Source organism: Ruegeria sp. CE8 (assembly GCF_056537465.1).
Genome location: NZ_JBQFRP010000001.1, coordinates 69,591 through 90,185 on the forward strand (window position 1 = coordinate 69,591; position 20,595 = coordinate 90,185).

Sequence of the window (20,595 nt, forward strand, 5' to 3'; positions counted from 1 at the left end):
TGAGAGGATTTCGTTATGAGTTCTATGGCGGGAGGGAAGCTGGTCAAGGCGCTGGCGGTTACGGCAGGGGTCGCACTCAGCATGGTACCAGGGCGTGCGGTTTGGGCGGATAACATTACCGACGCATTTATCGGCGCGTACAACACCAGCGGTTTGCTGGAACAGAACCGTGCGTTGCTGCGTGCGGCAGACGAAGATGTCGCGATCGCATTGTCGGCACTTCGGCCGATCATCAACTGGACGGTTCGTGTCAGCAGTGACTATACCCGACGGAACATCGACAATGTCGTAACCAGAACCGATCCGAACAATTTTTTCACCGGACTGACGCTCAGCCAACTGCTCTACGATGGCGGTGCTGCTGTATTGGGCAAGCAATCGGCGCAGGAAACCGTTCTGTCCACACGGCAGACCCTTCTGGATATTGAACAGCAGGTCTTGTTCCGGGGCGCAAACGCTTATCTGGAGGTTCTTCTGCAGGAAGAAACGGTTCAGATTCGACTGAACAACGTCGATGTTTCGGCGGAGGAACTGCGTGCGTCGCAGGACCGGTTTGACGTAGGCGAAGTGACACGAACAGACGTCGCGCTGTCTCAGGCGCAGCTTGCAAGCTCGCAAGCGGATCTGGCGGTGGCACGCGGTAACCTGGACACAGCGCAGGCAGAATATGTGAACGCTGTTGGCAAATCGCCCGGACGGACCGCTGGTCAGCCGAGCCTACCGAACCTGCCAGGCTCGGAAGCGCAGGCCGTCAGCCTGGCACAACGCAATCACCCGGCCATTCTTTCGGCACAGCACCAGGTGCGTGCCTTCGATCTGATCGTTGCCCAGCAGCGCGCCAACCTTGGTCCGAATGTCAGCCTTAACGCTGATGCGGGGATCACGGAAAGCTATGACAACGATGACAACATCGAGGACGCAACGGTTTCTCTGGATTTCACCCAGCCGATCTATGCCGGTGGTCGTCTGGCCGCAAATGTGCGCCGGGCAATGGCGACACGGGATGCATCGCGCGCAAACCTGCTGAACGTGCAGAAAGACATCACTCAGGGCGTTACCGAAGCCTACGCTCGCTTCCAGGCCGCAACTGCAAGTCTGCGGGCGTCGACCGAGCGGGTTCGCGCATCGCAGGTTGCGTTTGACGGTATCCGCGAAGAGGCAACCCTGGGCGCACGAACCACGTTGGACGTCCTAAACGCTCAGCAGGACCTTCTGGACGCGCAATTGGCCGAGGTTGCATCGCGGATTGAACGGTCGCGGGCAGCTTATCAGCTGCTGCAGGCGCAGGGTCTTCTGACGGCCGAGCGTCTTGGACTGGCCGTACAGATTTACGATCCGACGCTGTACTACAATCTGGTCAAGCGCGCACCGGCTCAGGTTAGCAAGCAAAGCAAGGACCTCGATCGCGTTCTCAAAGCATTGCGCCGCGACTAAGGGCCAATACTCCCTGTTGTTACGCCCGTTATGTTTGGCTACACTCAATCCTGAGGATAGAGCGGTAGAGAACAATGACGGATAAAGTCGCAAACAGCGGAGTGGAGGACGTGCTGTCCTCGATCAAACGGCTGGTCGGTGAAAAAGGTCAAAAAGCCTTGGATACGATGCCCCCGTCAATCGCCCGCAAGCCCGGGCGATTGGTGCTTACAGATGCATTGCGCGTTGGCGGGACGTCCAGTGTTCAGGACGGACCAGAAAACGAGGCTGAGGCCAAAGAGGGCTACGCCGCCGACGCGTCGGTCAAACCGATGCTCCTGCGCGCATGCGACATCGTTAATCGCGAAGATCCCGCCAACAAAGAACCGTCCGAGTCCGAAGCTCCCAAGGACCCCACCAACAGTCTGAGCGCTAAGATCGAAGCCCTTGAGGCCGCGATTGCCCGAACCGAGGATCAGTGGGAACCCGATGGCGACAGCGAAGATGAGTATTCCGGATTTCCGGCGAAATCCCTTCATTTCAGTGCGCAGACCGAATTCGCCGACGCCGTGCAGGAACCGGCAAAAGAAACTGCCGTAGAAGCTGAGGCGAATGAGGTCGTCGCCACCACCAAAGCGACTTTTGTTCGTGACCCCGAGGTAACCGCCGCGGCCCCGGCGCCATCCAAGGAAGACGCCTCGGAAGACCTTGCGTCAATGGAAATGGACCAAGAGGCCCTTCGCAAACTTATCGCGCAGGTTGTGCGCGAAGAATTGCAGGGCGGGCTTGGCGAACGCATCACCCGGAATGTGCGCAAGATGGTACGGCGCGAGATCTACAAGGCACTGGCCGAGCAAGAGCTCGAGTAACCCTCATGTCCTTCGGGGCGTCTCGGCAAGCGCCAGCAGGCGGTCCAGATCCATGTTCTTTTCCAGGTGGTCCGCCAGCGCGTCCAACGTGTCTTCGACATCGTCGTCATAAGCCAAGTCCGACACGACACCGAATTGCGTCAGGTAACTGGCCCGGAACGCATCCGAGGTGAAAATACCGTGCAGGTAACTACCGCGAATGCGACCAGAGGCATTTGCGGCACCTTCAGGCCGCCCATCGACTTCCAGCCAGGCACGGGCGCAATCGGGGCCTTCGGTTCGACCCATGTGGATTTCGTAGCCCGACACCGGCTCTCCACCCTCAAGGGCGCGGGCCGAGGTCAGAGTCACCTGTTTCCTCCCGGCCATAATGGTTTCAACATCCAAAAGACCCAGTCCCTCGACAGTACCCGGCCGTCCATCGACCCCATCAGGGTCCGCGATGCTTTTTCCCAACATCTGATAGCCGCCGCAAAGCCCCAGGACATGGCCGCCCCGGCGGACATGGGCGTACAGATCCACGTCCCAGCCTTGCGCGCGAAAGTATGCCAGATCTCCGATCGTGGATTTGCTGCCAGGCAGAAGAACCAGATCCGCGTCGCCGGGCAGGGCGCGGCCTGCCGGGACAATCTCGACCGTTACTCCTGGTTCGGCCGATAGCGGATCAAGATCGTCGAAATTGGCCATGCGTTCCAGTTGAGGAACCACGACCTTACAGGCCCCACCGCTGTGCGAGCGGATATCCATCATATCCTCGGCGGGCAGCTTCCACGCGTCGTAAAACCATGGCACGACGCCCAGACAGGGCCAGCTTGTGCGCGCGGCAATGTCATCGCGCCCTTCGTCGAACAGGGAAACATCGCCTTTGAACCGATTAACGGCAAAGCCCCGGATCATCTCGAGATCACTCGGATCCAGAACCGCCTGAGTGCCCACGATCTGCGCAATCACGCCGCCCCTGTGAATGTCTCCAACGAGAACAACAGGCACGCCTGCTGCGCACGCGAATCCCATATTGGCGATGTCGCCCTTGCGCAGGTTTGTTTCTGCCGGGCTGCCCGCGCCTTCGATCAGGACCAAATCCGCATCGCTGCACAGCCGGTCGAAACTTTCGAGCGCGGCGCCTAGAAGTTTGGATTTGTCCTTTCGGTAATCACCTGCTTTCATCGTGCCCGCGCGCTGGCCCTGTACGATAATCTGAGCGCCGGTGTCTGTTTCCGGTTTTAGGAGGATCGGGTTCATGTCCGTATGTGTTGCACGCCGTGCGGCGCGGGCCTGCAACGCCTGCGCGCGCCCGATCTCGCCCCCGTTTTCTGTGACAGCGGCATTGTTCGACATATTCTGTGGTTTGAACGGTGCGACCCGCAAACCGCGCTGCGTATAAGCCCGGGCCAGACCGGCCACGAGAACCGATTTCCCGACATTGCTACCGGTGCCCTGAATCATGATGGACCGAACCATGGCCTGTCTCCTATGTTGACGCGCAGATGACCTGATTTGCAGGCAAAGGAAAAGCCCAAGTTGAACACGCCAGCGCATCTTTTGATCGGGGCCGCTGCCTTTGCCCGTCCGGCCCATGGGCGAATCCTTTGGGCGGCGCTGTTGGGTTCGCTGTTGCCCGACCTTTCGCTATATGTGATGGCGAGCACATCCCTGTTCGTGCTCGGCATCCCCGAAAGCGTTGTCTTCAACCAGCTCTATTATTCCCAAAGCTGGCAGACGGTGTTTGCGATCGACAACTCCTTTGTTCTTTGGGGATTGGCGCTGTGTGTTGGTTTGTGGCGGGGCTGGACCGTATTGACCGTCGGAGCGTCGGCTGGACTTTTGCATCTTTCGATGGATTTCCTGCTACACGCAGGGGACGGGCGGCCTCAATTCTGGCCGTTCAGCGACTGGGTGTTTCACAGCCCGATCAGTTATTGGGACAGCACCCACCACGCTCTATGGGTTGCGCCGCTATCCATGGCAGTTTGCATTATCTGCTATGTTGTCCTGTGGCGTCGCGGGATTTCTGTGCCAGCGAAAGTGTTTTTCGCCGCACTGCTCGCTGCCGAGTTTTGGGTCGCGCGGCAGTGGCTTTTGTTCTTCTGACACCTGACAAAAAGAAAAGCGCGCTCCCTTTTCAGGAGCGCGCTTTTTCATCAGAAGTCGCCTTGGATCAGGCGGCTTCGGCTTGTTGAGCAGCGTTGCGACGTTCGCTTTCTTCGCGCGACAGCGCAACCGAGGTGCGAACACCACGTCCAACGAACTCCATCAGGCCGCTGACAACCCGTTCATTCGGGTCGATGCCCGCGCAGGACAGCACTTCGCGACCGTCCCGCGAACGCGCCCAACGGGCGATTTGTTCAGGGCCGTTGCCGTATTTCTTGTCATCGGCAATGGCGTCATCCAGAGCGGCCAACACAACAGCCGCGAAAAGTTTGCGTGCACGATTGCCTTGTTCGTTGTTAAAGGCAGTGCCGTCAACGAAATCTCTCATCTCGTCTTCCTTATTTTTCTTGCTCTTGCAATTTTCGGCGTGACGGTCCTTATGACCGATAAAGTGCGATTCGGATACAGCTAAATTGCATAGTTGCGTTGCGTCATTTGCATAGCTTGCTGCATGTGCAGCACTAGGTGTCGTTGTCTTGTCAGGTGTGTTCCCGCCAGATATAGGGACGGGAACTGACGCATCAACCGTTTGTGAAGGATTTAAGTCATGCCCAAGATAAATGGGAACGAAATTCGCCCCGGCAATGTGCTTGAGCATAACGACGGGCTGTGGGCCGCGGTCAAGGTTGACCACGTAAAGCCCGGTAAAGGCGGTGCTTTTGCACAGGTCGAATTGCGCAACTTGCGCAACGGCTCGAAACTGAACGAACGGTTCCGCTCGGCCGACAAAGTCGAACGTGTGCGCCTTGAGCAGAAGGATCAGCAGTTCCTGTACGAATCCGACGGCATGCTGGTGTTCATGGATTCCGAGACCTACGAGCAGATCGAACTGCCTGCGGAACTGCTGGGCGAACGCCGCCCGTTTCTGCAGGACGGCATGACAATTGTTGTCGAATTTTATGAAAGCGAGGCGTTGAACGCCACTTTGCCGCAGAAAGTGACCTGCAAGATCGTTGAAACCGAGCCGGTGGTTAAAGGTCAGACTGCGGCGAACTCGTTCAAGCCGGCCATTCTGGACAACGGCGTCAAGGTCATGGTGCCGCCGTTCATCGGTCAGGATGAAATGATCGTCGTGAACACGGAAACCATGGAATATTCCGAACGCGCGTAAACAGGCGTTTTCCGGGACAAGAAAAAACCGCGAGGGCCTGTGCCCCGCGGTTTTTTTGTCAGCGTCTGTTTTCGATCTGCCGATAGCGTTCCGGGTTGGGGCCAAAAAGCTCGAGCATGAGTTCGTACTTGATACGGTTTGCGCTGACCTGCCTGTAGAACGCGATCAGAAACGCCGAGGGGCCCTGAATTCTGCCAAGTCCGCTTGTCGCAGCCACGACAGTACCGACATCCGTTTTGCCGTTCAGCACCAGATACCCCCCCAACATCAGAACACCGACTGTTCCCGCCCCGTTGATTACGCTGAGAAGAAATTTGGCGGACAGCTTCCACAGGAACATCCTGCGCCGGGTCTCATAAATGTCGTCGAACAAGGCATCGACCTCTTTCGAGACCGCGTCGATGTCCTCAACTGTCAGCTTGTCGGTTGCGCCCCTCAGGATACGGACGCGTTCGGCGACAAAGACGTTCACCTTGCGCTGCGAAATCAGCACGATGATGATTTGAGGGACGATCATCGAAAAGGCGATCATACCAAGACCCGGTTGGGTCGATGAGATATAGCCGATAACGCTGATCAGGGTTCCGATCTGGACCACGGGGTCTGAGAATGCACCGCCTGCGAATTTGCCCAGCTCCTCGGCTTCGGCCGATATGGCGGTACTCATTGTGCCCTTGCGAACGTCCTCACCCGAGCCCTTGATATCTGAGGCACGCACTAACAACCGTTGCCGGATCAGGCGGATCACGTCCTCGCCCAGCGTTCCGGCGCGGTACCCCAGAAGCCATTTGAGCGCGAGGCTGAGCAGAACGACGGACATCATTCCAGTGCCCAGATAGATCAGCTTGTCGGTGCTGACATCGTCGGCGGTGAGGTGGTTTATGATATCGCGCTGAAACTCCAGCGGAACGGCCGCCAACCCGGCGATTGCAATCGACAAAACGATGAGAATGATCTGCCGCCCGGCGCTGGCCCGCCAGATCGCTCTGTATAGCTGGAACATAGGTGAATCCGGTTTTCTGAACTCAAACCAGTGTGACAGCGCGCGGGGCTATATTCAAACCTGACGGCGGACACGGGTTGGCCCGCCGTGCCGGTTCGGCAACATGTTAAGAATCCAACAGAAGGCTGGCACCATCGGCCTGCATGTCGTCCCCGACGCGGTCCAGGCGCAGATACGCGATCGCGCGGCCATTGGACTGAGTGAACAAGGTTCCCGCCGGTTTTCCGCCCGAAGTAATAGCGGTTCCAACGGCGGCAGACCCTGTGATGCTGACACTGCGCAGACCTTTGCGCAGCTCGGTCTTGTGTTTCATCCGAGCGGTAACCTCTTGCCCGACATAGCAGCCCTTTTTGAAGTCCACGCCGTTCAGCGCCTCGAACCCGGATTCCAGGATGTAACTATCGGGGGTCAGTTCGATGCCCGTTTCAGGAATGCAGTGGCGCACGCGAATTGCATCCCAATCGGTGCCATCATCGTTTTCTGACTCAGTTGTGTAAGCCCGCCAGCCCATATCCGGGTGGCGCGGGTCGGGCAGGGCGCCTTCGGGAACTGGGCCGGTCCCGCGTTGCAGGTTCAGACCGCTATCCTCGATGCGCACATCTGCGCGCAACTTGTACATGCCCAGCCGTTTGGCTAAGCCGTCAGCAAGCTCTTCGGCGACGTCGAGCAAAATGGCGTCGCCATCGCGTTTGAGAAAGAAATCCGCCAGATACTTGCCCTGAGGGGTCAGCAAGGCCGAATAGACCAGCCCGTCTTTCATACCGTCGATGTCGTTGGTGACCAGACCCTGCAAGAAACTGTCTGTGTCCGAGCCGCTGAGGCGCAAAATACGGCGGTTGGGCATCTGAGTTGTCCTCGTCTTTTCCTCGGGCCTCGTGATATAGAAGTTTCCGCTGCCATGACCAGAGGGTTTCCGCCGTGCCTGCGCCGATTAGTATTGTAATCCCGACCCTGAATTCGGGTGAAACGCTGCCTGCGACCCTCGGCGCCTTGATGGAGGGGCTGCACGGCGGGCTGATCCGCGAATTGATTATTACTGATGGTGGGTCGACTGATCAGACCCACGAGATTACCGATGAGGCTGGCGCCGAGACGGTGACCGGACCTGCCTCGCGAGGTGGGCAGTTGGTCCGGGGGTGCAGGGTGGCCAAAGGCGAATGGCTTCTCGTTTTGCATGCCGACACCATCCTGCAAGAGGGTTGGAGCAAAGCCGTCGCAGATCATCTCGGGTCCGGTAATCCGGCTGCGTTTCGGCTGGCATTCCGGGCCTCGGGGTTTGCGCCGACATGGGTGGCGGGATGGGCCAACTTGCGCAGTCGGCTGTTCAGCCTTCCTTACGGTGATCAGGGTTTGCTGGTTCCGCGCGCGATGTACCAAAGCGCGGGCGGCTTTCCCGACCAACCTTTGATGGAGGACGTGGCCCTTGCCCGCAGTTTGCCGGGCATCACGCTGCTGCCCTGTCGGGCTTTTACGAGTGCGGATCGGTATGAGCGGGCGGGGTGGATACGTCGCGGGGCGCGGAATCTGTGGACTCTGACGCGGTACTTTCTTGGTGCTGATCCCGAGCGGCTGGCACAGGACTATCGGCGCTGAGCGACGCGCGCAGCTCAACAATGGATTTGCCCAAACGGAAGGGCGCGGCAAAGCTGACCAGGCACAAGGCGACGATCTGCAACACCAGAATATGCGCATTGGCTTGCAGGTATTCCCATTCGTCTTTCAGCTTTCCGACCTGATCCACCAGATCATCATAGCTCTGCGCCAGGATCAGGTAATCACCGGCAATCGCGGGCACCTTGCGGCGCATATTGTCGATGGCGGCCTGCGTCATGTTATCCAGCGTGGTGAAAACGAGGAACTGGTCGATGCTGAAAGCATCGGCTTTGGCGGCCATGGCGCGCATCTCGTCCTGTTCGTCTTTTGCCTGACGGCCAAACAGAAAGTGGAGCCCCTGAAGCGGCGCAACCTCGTTTGTGACGGCGATAAATAAGGGCAGATCAGCGTTGCTGGCAGTTGAGGCGGACAGGAATTCGACCTTGTCGCATAGCACTGCGGTATCGGGGTCAAAAGCAGGGTCGCAGAACCGCAGCCGGAACCGGGCTGCGTCGCGGTCAAAGGCAAGCGTGGCGGCATAAGCGACATCAATTTGCCGGTCCAGCCGCGAACTGTCTGAAGTGTAGAGCCCCGCCAGAACCGCCACCAAGGCGCCAACCCCGCCCAGCACGACCCAGACCAGATCGGCAAGTTTCCATGCGCGATGCCCGGCGGGCTTGCGGAACAGAAAAGCGGTGCCAATTGACCCGAGAATAAAGAAGAGGATCAGCAGAGGCAGTTGGTTCTCGGTCACAAAACTCATGGCTTCAAAGTGACGGTCCGCTTTGCCGCTGGCAACACTCCTCACGCTCAGTTGTACCAAGTAGCAGGAAAAAGGCGTTATGAGCCCGAGCTTTGGCCGAATTTGCGGAACAGTTTGGTACGGTCAAACGCCTGTTCCAACTCATCCGTGCGCTCTTTGACCGAATCCCATAGCCTTTCCTGCACTTCGGCAATGACGCATTCCATGAGGACAAGAATGGACGCCATCGAGTCCCACGCTGATGGCACGGCGATCCGCGCGGCAAAGGTGTGCTTGGCCAGCCTGTGAATGGGTGAGCGCCATTGATCCGTGAATAAAATGATCTCGGCTTCGCGTTCATGGCACAGCTGGCCGATCAACAAAGACGAGTTTTCATAGCGGCGGACATCCAGCGCGACCAGCACATCGTCTTTACGGACATCCAGCAGATCATGCGTCCATGACGCCGCGACGGGCAGCAGACGGACATCGGGGCGGATCATCTGCAGATGCAGATACAGGTATTGCGCCAGGGTTCCGGTGATGCGGCCGCCGGTAATAAAGATGCGTCGGTCGGGATCGCATAACAGGTTGCAGAAACTGTCGAATTCGTCCGGGTCGACCTCGTCAATAGTGCGTTTCTGATTGGCCAGTGTCTGCTGGGAATACCGGTTTAGAATGTGCTCTTCAGGCAGATCATTCTGCCACAGGTCACGTTTCGCGACCGGCCCCGAGATCATCTCTTTCACCTCGCCCCGCAAGGCGGCCTGAAACTGCGGATAGCCGTCGAACCCGGTTTTTTGCAACATCCGTGCGACGGTCGTCGTGGAAACCGAGGCCGCGCTGGCCAGTTCGGTGATGCTGCCAAGGCCCGCCATCGGGTAGTCGTCCAGCAGGACGCTGACCAACTGTCGTTCGGACGGGGTCATTTTTTCCTTGTGGGCCAGCAGCCTGTCCGTCACCCGCACTCAACGTTCCTCCTGCATAATTTCGACCCTAGTGTGAATAATTTTTCAGCATGATCAAGTGTGGAGAATTTTGTACAGGAAAATTATTGACAGGTTAAGGTCTCATGTGGAAATTTTTCCACACGCATCTTTAATGGAATCGCAGGGCGGTATTTTGGACTTCGGAACAGTTGTTCACACAGACATGGCGGATGGTCCTTTTTCGGTGGTGTTGGTCTGCGAACACGCGTCCAACCGTATTCCCGAATTCTTGGGGGATATGGGTTTGTCTGCCGATGCCTTGCAGAGTCATATCGCGTGGGACCCGGGGGCTTTGGCCGTTGCGAAGCTGATGGCCGAGCGCATGCAGGCACCTTTGGTGCATGGTGGTGTATCGCGGCTGGTCTACGACTGTAATCGCCCACCCGAAGCCTCAGGGGCTATGCCCGTACGCAGTGAGGACTATCAGATTCCAGCCAATACCGACATGTCCGATCAAGAGCGTAACTGCAGGATTGAAGGCATCTATAAGCCCTTCACCGCGGCATTGTCCGGGCTGATCGCCGATAACCGGACCGAACTTGAGCTTATGGTTACGATCCACAGTTTCACGCCAGTCTATCATGGCGAAAAGCGCGAGGTTGAACTGGGCATTCTGCATGGCGTGGATGACCGATTTGCCCAGGCGCTGATGAGTTCGACGCCTGATGATCAGCCCTTTGTGGTCCGTTTGAATGAGCCGTATTCGGCCGCTGATGGTGTTGCCCACACGCTGGACGCCCGGGCACTGCCGTCTGGCTTGCTGAACGTCATGATCGAAATCCGCAATGACCTGATACAGACGCCCGAGCAGCAAGAAGCGATAGCTGACCGTTTGGTGCCGTGGATCATGCGAACCCTTGTGGAATTGAAGAAAGGGGGCGCGGCGTGATCAAAGCGATGGCGTCATATGTGCGGGTCGTCGATGCGGTGAATTACCGGATCGGGCGGGTCATGATGTGGGGCCTGTTCGCGATGATGGGCATCCTGCTTTGGTCCTCGATCTCGAAAACCTTCTTCCTGCCTTCACTCTGGACGCTGGAAATGGCGCAGTTTGCGATGGTGACCTATTATATCATGGGCGGCCCGTATTCGATCCAGATGGGGTCGAACGTGCGGATGGACCTGTTCTATCACAACTGGAGCCCGCACAGGAAAGCCTGGTTCGATGCGATCACCGTTCTGCTGCTGATCTTCTATCTGGGTGTTCTGTTCTATGGCGGGCTCGGGTCTACAGCTTATAGCCTTGGCTACTGGGGCGATGAGCCGGTTTCCTACTTCTTTGGCTTGCTGACCGGCAGTGAGGAAATTGGTCGGCTTGAGCGCTCATCCACGGCATGGCGCCCGTATATCTGGCCAATCAAAACCATCATGGTGTTCGGCTTCTTCCTGATGCTGCTGCAGGCGATATCGGAATTTTTCAAAGACATAGCCCGGATCAACGGGCAGGAAATCGGGGTCTCACGGGCATGAGCCAGGAATATATCGCCATCTTCATGTTCGCGCTGATGATGCTGATGCTGTTTACAGGTCAGCGCGTTTTTGGAGCGATTGGTGCAGTTGCCACCATTGCCGCGCTGGCGCTGTGGGGAACGGGCGGGCAGGACATCACGTTCTCGGCCGCGATGAAGCTGATGAAATGGTATCCGCTGCTGACGCTGCCGATGTTCATCTTCATGGGCTATGTGCTCAGCGAGAGCCGGCTGGCTGATGACCTTTACAGGATGTTCCACGTCTGGATGGGGCCGGTGAATGGAGGTCTGGCCATCGGCACGATCGGCCTGATGGTTCTGGTCTCGGCCATGAACGGGCTAAGCGTTGCTGGCATGGCCATCGGCGCGACAATTGCGTTGCCCGAGCTGTTGCGGCGCGGGTACGACAAGACAATGGTGACGGGGGTTATTCAGGCCGGGTCCAGTTTGGGAATCCTGGTGCCTCCTTCGGTGGTTCTGGTTCTATACGCAATGATCGCGCGCCAGCCTGTCGGGCAGCTGTGGTTGGCCGGAATCGTTCCGGGCTTGCTGATGGCCGGGATGTTCATCCTGTACATCTGGATCAGGTGTCGAATTCAACCCGAGCTGGGGCCGGCCATGGAAGACGCGCACGAGGTGCCAAGGGCCGAGAAAATCCGGCTGCTGGGGGCAGGGGCGCTGCCGCTGATCATCTTCGCCGCGATGATGGTGCCGTTTGTGAATGGCTGGACATCGCTGGTTGAAAGTTCGGCCATCGGTGCGCTGACCGCTTTGGCCGTTTCCGTCATTAAACGGCGGATGACTTGGAAAATATTCGAAGACTGCACCAAGCAGACGCTGGCCATTTCCTGCATGTTCATGTGGATCATTTTGGCCGCTCTGGGTTTTGGAGCCGTATTCGACGGTTTGGGTGCCGTGAAAGCCATCGACAACCTGTTCACCGAACAACTTGGCCTGTCGCCGTGGATGATCCTGATCCTGATGCAGCTGAGCTTCATCGTCATGGGTACCTTTCTGGACGACACGGCAATGCTGGTTATCGTCGCCCCGCTCTACGTGCCGCTGGTCGGGGCGCTGGGCTTTGACCTCATCTGGTACGGGGTGCTTTATACGATCACAACGCAGATCGCGTACATGACGCCGCCCTTCGGCTATAACCTGTTCCTGATGCGCGCGATGGCGCCGCCGGAGATTGGGTTAAAGGACATCTATACCTCGATCTTCCCCTTTGTCGGGGTGATGGTCCTGGCCCTGACAATCATCATGATTTTCCCGGAAATCGCGCTTTGGCTGCCCGGATATGTTTATGGAAACTAATAAGAATGCTCGGCGAACGGGCACAGGAACTTTAACGGAGAGGAAATTGACATGACTACAAGACGTAAGTTTCTGAAAACTGCCGGGGTCGGTGTTGCCGCCGCGCCGCTGGCAACGCCCGCGCTGGCGCAGAACACGATCACGTGGCGGATGCAGACCTATGCCGGTCCTGCTCTCGCCGAGCACGTGATTGATCCGGCCATCAAGATGTTCAACCAGATCGCCGGCGACCGGATGCAGATCGAGCTGTTCTATGCCGATCAGTTGGTCCCGACGGGCGAGTTGTTCCGTGCGATGCAAAAAGGCACAATCGACGCTGTGCAGTCGGACGATGACTCGATGGCATCGCCGACCGAAGTCACCGTGTTCGGCGGTTACTTCCCCTTTGCGTCGCGCTATTCGCTCGACGTGCCGGTCCTTTTCAATCAGTGGGGCCTGAACGAGATCTGGGACGAGGAATACTCCAAGGTCGGCGTCAAGCACATCAGTGCCGGTGCATGGGACCCGTGCCACTTTGCGACTAAAGACCCGATCAACTCGCTGGAAGACATGAAGGGCAAGCGCATCTTCACCTTCCCGACAGCGGGCCGTTTCCTGTCGCAGTTCGGTGTCGTTCCGGTGACTCTGCCATGGGAAGACATCGAAGTCGCGGTTCAGACCGGCGAGCTGGACGGTATCGCGTGGTCGGGTATCACCGAGGATTACACCGTTGGCTGGGCTGATGTGACCAACTACTTCCTGACCAACAACGTGTCGGGCGCATGGGCGGGTCACTTCTTCGCCAATATGGACCGTTGGAACGAACTGCCCGAAGACCTACAGACCTTGTTCAAGGTGTGCTGTGATCAGTCGCATTATTATCGCCAGTGGTGGTATTGGGGCGGCGAGGCCAACCTGCGCGTCAACGGAACCAAGATGCAGCTGACCACCATTCCGGACGAAGAATGGGCGACCGTCGAACAAGCCGCCGTCAAGTTCTGGGACGAAATCGCCGCAGAGTCGGAAACCAAGGCGAAGGTTGTTGACATCTTCAAGCGATACAACGCCGAAATGCTCAAGGCCGGCCGGCCCTATCGTTACGGCTGATAAATGAAATCCCGACGCGAGGGGCACCCCTTGCGTCGGGATTAGACATCAGGAAGCAACATCTTTTATGTTCACATCTGTTCCAGAAATAGAACGACAAAGCCGGATGCACACAAGTGCGCACCGGTTGATAGAGGTGTGAAGATATGGCTATCGCGAGCTTTTTGATTGAGATTTTCGCCGCAACCATGTTGCTGCTTTTTGCCGTGCGTTTGGTTCGAACTGGTATCGAACGGCGTTTTGGCGCGCTGTTCCAGTCGATCCTGACACGCCACTCTAACAGCTTTGTTGCAGGGGGGGCTGGCATGGTTTTGGCCACTATCCTGCAAAGCTCGGCCGCAGTTACGGTCTTGCTGACCGGCTTCGCCGCAGCGGGGATGGTAACGTTTGGAATGGCGCTGGCGGGTGTGCTGGGCGCTGATCTGGGCGCGGCTCTGGTCATTCAGGTTCTGTCTTACGATCTGGGTTGGCTTCAACCGGCGCTGCTGGCGTTGGGGGGCTGGCTGTACCTGAAGTCCGAGCGATCGAATGTTCGGCTCATGGGGCGGATCGTTCTGGGTGTCGCCTTCATTCTGATCTCGCTGCAATTCCTGCGCGAAGCGGTTGAGCCGATCCGCGAAAGCGCGTTCCTGCCTGCGATCGCAGGGTACCTTGAGGCCGACTATTTCAGCGCCTTTATCGTCGGTGCGGTGCTGGCCTTTGTCATGCACAGCTCGGTTGCGACGATCCTGATGTGCGTTGCCCTGGTTCAGATCGGCGCGATCCCGTTCGCGGCCGGGCTGTCTCTGGTGTTGGGGGCAAACCTTGGTTCTGCCTTCATCCCGATCTGGTTGACGCGAGATATGACCGTCACAGCCCGCCGTATTCCGCTGGCCAATCTGTTGTTGCGGGGAACTGCGGCGCTTGTGATGTTGATTGTCGTCAATTTGGCAGGGCTGCACGACGCGTTGATGGTGGCGGGTGCGGCGCAATCGCTGATCTTTGCACATATCGGGTTTAACCTGGCAGTTTTCCTGCTGGCGACGGGGTTCGTGAACCAGATGGAACAGCCGATGGCTATTCTGCTGGCGGAGCCCAAAGTCGAGAAGAATGCGTTGGATCAGTTCTCGGATGCGCTCACGCCGCTGGGGGATCCCAGCGGGTCGCGGGCCAGCGTTGCGATGTCTTCTGTGCGTCACGAGCTGTTGCAGATGATCACGCAGGTCGAGCGCATGTTCCGACCGGTGCTGGATATCTACGAGCAGGACGACAGTGACGCGATTTCAGCGCTTTGGCAGCAGGACAAACGGGTCAACACGCAGCTGACCGAAATTCGCCGCTTTGTCGCGCGCATGCCGCGGCAGAATATGAGCAAAGCGCAGATCAAAGCCGCGCGAGGGCTGGTGGAATATGCCATCCGACTTGAGGCAGCAGGCGATGTCGTCTCGAACCGGATGACCCGCACGGCGCAGATAAAGCACACAGAGCGCACCGAGTTTTCGGCACAAGGTTGGAAAGAACTGACGGATTTGCATTCGGCAATTCTGGAAAGCTTCTCGCTGGCGCGGCATGTGCTTTTGGTTGACGACATGGATTGCGCGCGCCGGCTGGTGCTGGACAAGGCCGAGGTCAAGCGGATGTCGCGGGACAGCCGCAAAGCGCACCTGAAACGCCTTGAGCGCGGCCAGACCGAGAGCTTTCAGTCCTCCGATCTGCATCTGGAAACGTTACGCGCCATGCGTGATCTGCATGGTCACATCGCGGCCATCGCCTATCCGATCCTCTACAAAAGCGGTCAGGTTCTGGAAACGCGGCTGGTGATGGAAATGGACAAGGATCCTGCCGATGACTGATGGCAGGCAATCGAAACCGAGGTCTCACTGAGTGACAAAGGATACCAATGATGGGCAATGATGCGATTTTGGCCGATCTGAAAGCCAAATTCGAGGCGGGCGAGGTCGACACGGTTCTGGTCTGTATGGTGGACATGCAGGGCCGCCTTATGGGCAAACGTTTCCACGCCGGACACTTCGTGGCCGGCGCGTGGGAAGAGACGCATTGTTGCAATTACCTGCTGGCCACGGATCTTGAGATGGCAACGCCGGACGGTTACGCCGCGACCAGTTGGGAGCGAGGTTACGGCGACTATGTCATGAAGCCGGATCTCAGCACTCTGCGCCCGGTGCCATGGCTGGAAGGCACGGCGATGGTGATGTGCGATGTGCTGGATCACCACACGCATGAGGAAGTGCCGCATGCGCCGCGCTCGATCCTTAAGAAACAGGTCAATCGTCTGAAGGCGATGGGCTATGAGGCGATGTGCGCCACGGAGCTTGAGTTCTTCCTGTTCGAGAAGAGCTTTGACCAAATTCGCAAGGAAGGCTTCCGCGATTTGGAGCCGATTTCGGGCTATAACGAAGACTATCACATCCTCCAGACCACTAAGGAAGAGCATGTGATGCGTCCGATCCGCAACCATCTTTGGAATGCGGGAATACCGGTTGAGAACTCAAAGGGTGAGGCGGAGGCCGGGCAGGAAGAGCTGAACATCAAGTACGCGTCGGCCATGGACACGGCCGAGTATCACTCGATCGCCAAGAACGCCGTGAAGGAGATCGCCTGGCAGCACGGTCACGCGGCGACGTTCCTGCCGAAGTGGCATCACGACAAGGTCGGCAGTTCCTCTCACGTGCACCAGTCGCTATGGGCCGATGGCAGACCTGCTTTCTATGACGCATCGGATGAGTTGGGCATGTCGGCGCTGATGAAAAGCTACATGGCGGGTCTGCTGAAATACGCAGGCGACTATACCTATTTCATGGCGCCCTACATCAACAGCTACAAGCGCTTCATGAAGGGCACCTTTGCGCCCACACGGATCATCTGGTCGGTCGACAACCGGACTGCCGGGTTCCGCCTGTGCGGTGATGGTACCAAGGCGGTTCGGGTCGAGTGCCGGATTCCGGGTTCGGACATGAACCCCTATCTGGCAATGGCCGGGATGCTGGCGGCTGGTATTGCGGGCATCGAAGAGGGGCTGGAGTTGCAGCCACCGACCAAGGGCGATGTGTACCAGGGCGAAAGCGGCATGATCCCGGGCAATCTGCGCGCGGCGCGGGACGCGTTGCACGGGTCAGAGATGCTGCGCGCAGCCTTGGGGAATGACGTGGTCGATCACTATACCCGCGCGGCCGAGGTCGAGATCGAAGAGTTCGAGCGTGTGGTGACGGATTGGGAAATCGCTCGCGGGTTCGAGCGGGCTTAGAGGGCTGGCTGGGGGCTCTGCCCCCAGACCCCCGAGATATTTTTGGCCAGATGAAGCAGGGGATCCTGTTTCTTTCGGAAATGGAGTGAATATGGGGCAGATGTTGCAATGTGTCTCGCCGATCAACGGATCGGTTTATGCGGAACGTGAGGTTCTGTCGCGTGAGGCTGCGTTTGAAGCCGCAGCCCGCGCACGGGTCGCACAGGCTGAATGGGCTGAGCGTCCTCTGCAAGAGCGGATCGATCTTGTGATGGCGGGCGTGGCGGCCGTTGGCGCGATGAACGATGAGATCGTGCCTGAACTGGCGCATATGATGGGTCGCCCGGTGCGTTACGGCGGAGAGTTTGGCGGCTTTAACGAGCGCGCCAGCCACATGGCAGGGATTGCCGAGGCGTCTCTGGCTGATATAGCGGTCGGTGAGGATGAGACGTTCAAGCGGTACATCAAGCGCATCCCGCATGGCGTGGTTTTTGTGGTGGCGCCGTGGAACTACCCTTACATGACCGCAATCAACACGGTGGCCCCGGCATTGATCGCGGGGAACGCCGTGATCCTGAAACATGCCACACAGACCCTGCTGGTCGGTGAACGCATGGCTCGGGCCTTCCATTCGGCAGGTGTGCCCGAGAATGTGTTCCAGAACGTGTTCCTGAGCCATGACGTGACCAATGATCTGATTGCGGGCAATGCGTTTGATTTCGTGAATTTCACCGGATCGGTCGGTGGTGGTCAGGCGATGGAGCGTGCGGCGGCGGGGACATTCACCGGTGTCGGCACCGAGCTGGGCGGCAAGGACCCGGGTTACGTCATGGACGATGCCGACCTGGACGCCGCCGTTGATACGCTGATCGACGGGGCGATGTTCAATTCGGGCCAGTGTTGTTGCGGCATCGAGCGGATTTACGTGCATGAGAGCCTATACGATGACTTCGTTGCCAAGGCGGTTGAGGTCGTGAAGGGTTATAAGCTGGGCAATCCGCTGGATACTGAGACGACAATTGGCCCGATGGCCAATGTCCGCTTTGCCAATGAAGTCCGGGCGCAGATTGCTGAGGCGGTCGAAGCGGGGGCTGTGGCCCATATCGACAATTTCGCCGAGGATGATGGCGGTGCGTATTTGACGCCCCAGATCCTGACCAACGTCACTCACGACATGCGCGTGATGCGGGATGAGAGTTTTGGTCCGGTGGTCGGTATCATGAAAGTGTCGTCGGACAACGAGGCCATTGCGCTGATGAATGATAGCGAGTTTGGCCTGACCGCCAGCCTGTGGACCCGCGATGTAGACCGTGCGGCACGGGTGGGTGACGCCGTCGAGACCGGCACGGTGTTCATGAACCGCGCGGACTATCTGGACCCAGGCCTCTGCTGGACCGGTTGCAAGAACACCGGGCGCGGCGGCGGATTGTCCGTCATCGGCTATCACAACCTTACACGTCCTAAATCCTACCACCTGAAAAAGGTCACAGGCTAAGGGCACCGGCCTGCTCTGGACAGACCCCCTCGCCAGAGCAGGCCTCAAATAACAAAGGAAAACCTGACATGTCACTTGTTGGAAACTGGTCGTACCCGACCGCGATCAAATTCGGGGCAGGGCGCATCAAGGAACTGCCCGAAGCCTGCGAAACTGCGGGCATGAAAAAGCCTCTGCTGGTCACGGACAAAGGGCTGGCCGACTTGCCGATCACAACGCAGACGTTGGAAATCATGGAGGCCGCCGGTCTGGGCCGTGGCCTGTTCAGCGATGTGGACCCGAACCCGAATGAAAAGAATTTGGAAGCCGGTGTGGAAGCCTACCACGCGGGGGGGCATGACGGTGTGATCGCCTTTGGCGGCGGCTCCGGGCTGGATTTGGGAAAGATGGTTGCCTTCATGGCGGGTCAGACGCGCCCCGTCTGGGATTTCGAGGATATCGGTGACTGGTGGACCCGTGCAGATGCAGACGCCATCGCGCCGATCATTGCAGTGCCCACCACCGCGGGAACAGGGTCCGAGGTTGGCCGCGCCAGCGTCATCACCAATTCCGAGACCCATGCCAAGAAGATCATCTTTCACCCCAAGGTCCTGCCAACCGTTGTGATCTGTGACCCCGAACTGACCGTTGGCATGCCCAGGTTCATCACCGCCGGTACCGGGCTGGATGCATTCGCGCACTGCGTCGAGGCGTTCTCAAGCCCGCATTACCATCCGATGAGCCAGGGTATCGCGCTGGAAGGTATGCGGCTGGTCAAGGAATACCTCCCGCGCGCCTATGCCGATGGCACCGATATTGAGGCGCGGGCCCAGATGATGAGCGCCGCTGCGATGGGCGCAACCGCCTTCCAGAAAGGACTGGGCGCGATCCACGCGATGAGCCACCCCATTGGCGCGTACTTTAATACTCACCACGGCACCACCAACGCGGTCTGTATGCCTGCAGTGTTGGAGTTCAATGCCCCGGCCATAGCAGACAGGTTCCAGTCGGCCGCAGCCTATCTGGGCATCGACGGAGGCTTTGACGGGGTCCGAGGATTTGTTCAGGAATTCAACGACTCGCTGGGAATCCCGGTCAAACTGGCCGAATTGGGCGTGACCGAGGATGCGATCCCAGAGCTGGTGCAAGGGGCCATCATCGACCCGTCCTGCGGCGGGAACCCGATCGAATTGACCGAAGAAAATCTGACCGACTTGTTCAAAGCCGCGTTGTGATCGGTTCAACGCTGTGCAAGTAACGTAACCGGCCCGTTTCTCGGGCCGGTTTTCTCTGCGCGAAAGGTTGGGACGTGACCCCGTTTGTAATCGCCATCATTCTGACGGCCGCGCTGCTGCACGCAGTGTGGAACGCGATTGTCAAAACCGCGGCCGACCGGACCACAACACTTGGGCTGGTCGCGTTGGGCCATGTCATCCCCGCAACGGCAATGATCCTGCTGCTGCCGCTTCCCAGTGCCGAGAGCTTTCCGTATATCCTGATCTCGACTGTCGTACATTTCGGCTACTACTACATGCTGGGCAAAGCCTATCAGCACGGGGATCTCAGTGTCGTCTACCCAATCGCGCGCGGTATCGTACCCGCGCTGGTCTCGCTCTGGGCGATGATCCTCGTAGGCGAGGTGCTGCCTTTGCAGGCTTGGGGTGGCATCGCGCTGATCGCACTCGGTATCCAGCTCAGCAGTTGGAAGGCCTTGAGGTCCGGCGTCGGACGCTGGGCCTTGGGGTTTGCGGTAGGAACCGGCTTTTGCATATCGGTTTATTCGGTCGTGGATGGGATCGGCGTCCGGTTGTCCGGCAATACGCTGAGTTATTGGGCGTGGGGCGCCTTTCTGCATCTGTTCATCGCTGGTTTTGTCGGCGTCAAGAAGCGCAACACCCTGGCAAGCCTCCCTGCCAAGACGTGGATGATCGGCATTCTTGGCGGGTTGGTGTCGATGACAGCTTACGGCCTCGTGCTTTATGCAAAGAACTTCGCCCCGCTGGGCGCGGTTTCGGCGCTGCGCGAGACTTCGGTCATCTTTGCCGCACTGATCGGGTTTGTTTTCCTGAAAGAAGGCAACTGGATGCGTCGGCTGGGGGCTGCTGTTTTGATGGCCTTTGGTGTTGCTTTAATCGGCTTGGCCGTCTGATCCAGG

At 58.3% G+C, this 20,595-nt stretch carries 19 protein-coding genes and 1 pseudogene; 14 read left to right on the top strand and 6 right to left on the bottom strand.

Annotation, left to right across the window (positions count from 1 at the left end):
* Positions 1 to 15: 15 nt before the first annotated feature.
* The gene (locus ACR0AA_RS00340; protein ID WP_480661107.1) at positions 16 to 1,434 is read left to right on the top strand and encodes a TolC family outer membrane protein; all 1,419 of its coding nucleotides are present in this window, start codon (positions 16 to 18) and stop codon (positions 1,432 to 1,434) included.
* A 74-nt stretch (positions 1,435 to 1,508) separates the two neighbouring features.
* A complete protein-coding gene (locus tag ACR0AA_RS00345; RefSeq protein ID WP_480661105.1) occupies positions 1,509 to 2,282 on the top strand; it encodes a hypothetical protein in 774 nt (257 codons plus the stop codon).
* Between the two features lie 3 nt (positions 2,283 to 2,285).
* Here the strand turns inward: ACR0AA_RS00345 and ACR0AA_RS00350 are convergent, their stop codons facing one another.
* The gene (locus ACR0AA_RS00350) at positions 2,286 to 3,743 is read right to left on the bottom strand and encodes a cobyric acid synthase (RefSeq protein ID WP_480755241.1); all 1,458 of its coding nucleotides are present in this window, start codon (positions 3,741 to 3,743) and stop codon (positions 2,286 to 2,288) included.
* A gap of 60 nt (positions 3,744 to 3,803) precedes the next feature.
* Between ACR0AA_RS00350 and ACR0AA_RS00355 the strand changes: the two genes are divergently transcribed.
* Positions 3,804 to 4,373, top strand: a complete 570-nt coding sequence (locus ACR0AA_RS00355) for a cobalamin biosynthesis protein CobQ (RefSeq protein WP_480661101.1) — start codon at positions 3,804 to 3,806, stop codon at positions 4,371 to 4,373.
* Positions 4,374 to 4,440: 67 nt separating this feature from the next.
* Here the strand turns inward: ACR0AA_RS00355 and ACR0AA_RS00360 are convergent, their stop codons facing one another.
* Positions 4,441 to 4,761 (bottom strand): DUF6280 family protein, encoded by a 321-nt coding sequence (locus ACR0AA_RS00360; RefSeq protein ID WP_037310273.1) that lies wholly within the window; start codon positions 4,759 to 4,761, stop codon positions 4,441 to 4,443.
* A gap of 219 nt (positions 4,762 to 4,980) precedes the next feature.
* Here ACR0AA_RS00360 and efp point away from each other — a divergent pair, with 219 nt between their 5' ends.
* Complete coding sequence (gene efp / locus ACR0AA_RS00365; RefSeq protein WP_170325421.1) at positions 4,981 to 5,544, top strand: elongation factor P; 564 nt, start codon at positions 4,981 to 4,983, stop codon at positions 5,542 to 5,544.
* A gap of 58 nt (positions 5,545 to 5,602) precedes the next feature.
* Here efp and ACR0AA_RS00370 read toward each other — a convergent pair whose 3' ends face one another.
* Both ACR0AA_RS00370 and ygfZ read right to left on the bottom strand, forming a co-directional pair.
* The gene (locus ACR0AA_RS00370) at positions 5,603 to 6,547 is read right to left on the bottom strand and encodes an ABC transporter transmembrane domain-containing protein (RefSeq protein WP_480755242.1); all 945 of its coding nucleotides are present in this window, start codon (positions 6,545 to 6,547) and stop codon (positions 5,603 to 5,605) included.
* Positions 6,548 to 6,653: 106 nt separating this feature from the next.
* A complete protein-coding gene (gene ygfZ / locus ACR0AA_RS00375) occupies positions 6,654 to 7,391 on the bottom strand; it encodes a CAF17-like 4Fe-4S cluster assembly/insertion protein YgfZ (protein ID WP_480661097.1) in 738 nt (245 codons plus the stop codon).
* Between the two features lie 74 nt (positions 7,392 to 7,465).
* On the opposite strand from ygfZ, the gene ACR0AA_RS00380 reads away from it, so the two are divergent.
* The gene (locus ACR0AA_RS00380) at positions 7,466 to 8,140 is read left to right on the top strand and encodes a TIGR04283 family arsenosugar biosynthesis glycosyltransferase (protein ID WP_480661095.1); all 675 of its coding nucleotides are present in this window, start codon (positions 7,466 to 7,468) and stop codon (positions 8,138 to 8,140) included.
* Positions 8,141 to 8,147: 7 nt separating this feature from the next.
* Here ACR0AA_RS00380 and ACR0AA_RS00385 read toward each other — a convergent pair.
* Both ACR0AA_RS00385 and ACR0AA_RS00390 read right to left on the bottom strand, forming a co-directional pair.
* Positions 8,148 to 8,903: pseudogene (locus tag ACR0AA_RS00385) on the bottom strand (hypothetical protein); the annotation flags it as partial.
* 77 nt (positions 8,904 to 8,980) lie between these two features.
* A complete protein-coding gene (locus ACR0AA_RS00390; RefSeq protein WP_480661093.1) occupies positions 8,981 to 9,850 on the bottom strand; it encodes a MurR/RpiR family transcriptional regulator in 870 nt (289 codons plus the stop codon).
* A gap of 133 nt (positions 9,851 to 9,983) precedes the next feature.
* Between ACR0AA_RS00390 and ACR0AA_RS00395 the strand changes: the two genes are divergently transcribed.
* The 9 genes from ACR0AA_RS00395 (at position 9,984) to ACR0AA_RS00435 (ending at position 20,589) form a co-directional block, all read left to right on the top strand.
* Positions 9,984 to 10,760, top strand: coding sequence for an N-formylglutamate amidohydrolase (locus ACR0AA_RS00395; RefSeq protein ID WP_480661091.1), 777 nt, complete (start codon positions 9,984 to 9,986; stop codon positions 10,758 to 10,760).
* Entirely contained in the window at positions 10,757 to 11,341 is a 585-nt protein-coding gene (locus ACR0AA_RS00400) for a TRAP transporter small permease subunit (RefSeq protein ID WP_480661089.1), read from the top strand. Before ACR0AA_RS00395 ends, ACR0AA_RS00400 begins: the two co-directional genes overlap by 4 nt.
* Positions 11,338 to 12,657: a TRAP transporter large permease gene (locus ACR0AA_RS00405; RefSeq protein ID WP_480661087.1), complete on the top strand. Its 1,320-nt coding sequence runs from the start codon at positions 11,338 to 11,340 to the stop codon at positions 12,655 to 12,657. Before ACR0AA_RS00400 ends, ACR0AA_RS00405 begins: the two co-directional genes overlap by 4 nt.
* A gap of 51 nt (positions 12,658 to 12,708) precedes the next feature.
* On the top strand, positions 12,709 to 13,743 hold the full coding sequence (locus ACR0AA_RS00410; protein ID WP_480661085.1) for a TRAP transporter substrate-binding protein: 1,035 nt from the start codon (positions 12,709 to 12,711) through the stop codon (positions 13,741 to 13,743).
* A gap of 146 nt (positions 13,744 to 13,889) precedes the next feature.
* Positions 13,890 to 15,575, top strand: a complete 1,686-nt coding sequence (locus ACR0AA_RS00415) for a Na/Pi cotransporter family protein (RefSeq protein ID WP_480661083.1) — start codon at positions 13,890 to 13,892, stop codon at positions 15,573 to 15,575.
* A 50-nt stretch (positions 15,576 to 15,625) separates the two neighbouring features.
* Complete coding sequence (locus tag ACR0AA_RS00420) at positions 15,626 to 16,987, top strand: glutamine synthetase family protein (protein ID WP_480755402.1); 1,362 nt, start codon at positions 15,626 to 15,628, stop codon at positions 16,985 to 16,987.
* Positions 16,988 to 17,078: 91 nt separating this feature from the next.
* The gene (locus ACR0AA_RS00425; protein WP_480755243.1) at positions 17,079 to 18,461 is read left to right on the top strand and encodes an aldehyde dehydrogenase family protein; all 1,383 of its coding nucleotides are present in this window, start codon (positions 17,079 to 17,081) and stop codon (positions 18,459 to 18,461) included.
* A 68-nt stretch (positions 18,462 to 18,529) separates the two neighbouring features.
* Positions 18,530 to 19,675 (top strand): iron-containing alcohol dehydrogenase, encoded by a 1,146-nt coding sequence (locus ACR0AA_RS00430; protein WP_480755244.1) that lies wholly within the window; start codon positions 18,530 to 18,532, stop codon positions 19,673 to 19,675.
* Between the two features lie 74 nt (positions 19,676 to 19,749).
* Positions 19,750 to 20,589 (top strand): EamA family transporter, encoded by an 840-nt coding sequence (locus ACR0AA_RS00435; RefSeq protein WP_480661077.1) that lies wholly within the window; start codon positions 19,750 to 19,752, stop codon positions 20,587 to 20,589.
* The last annotated feature ends 6 nt before the right edge of the window (positions 20,590 to 20,595 follow it).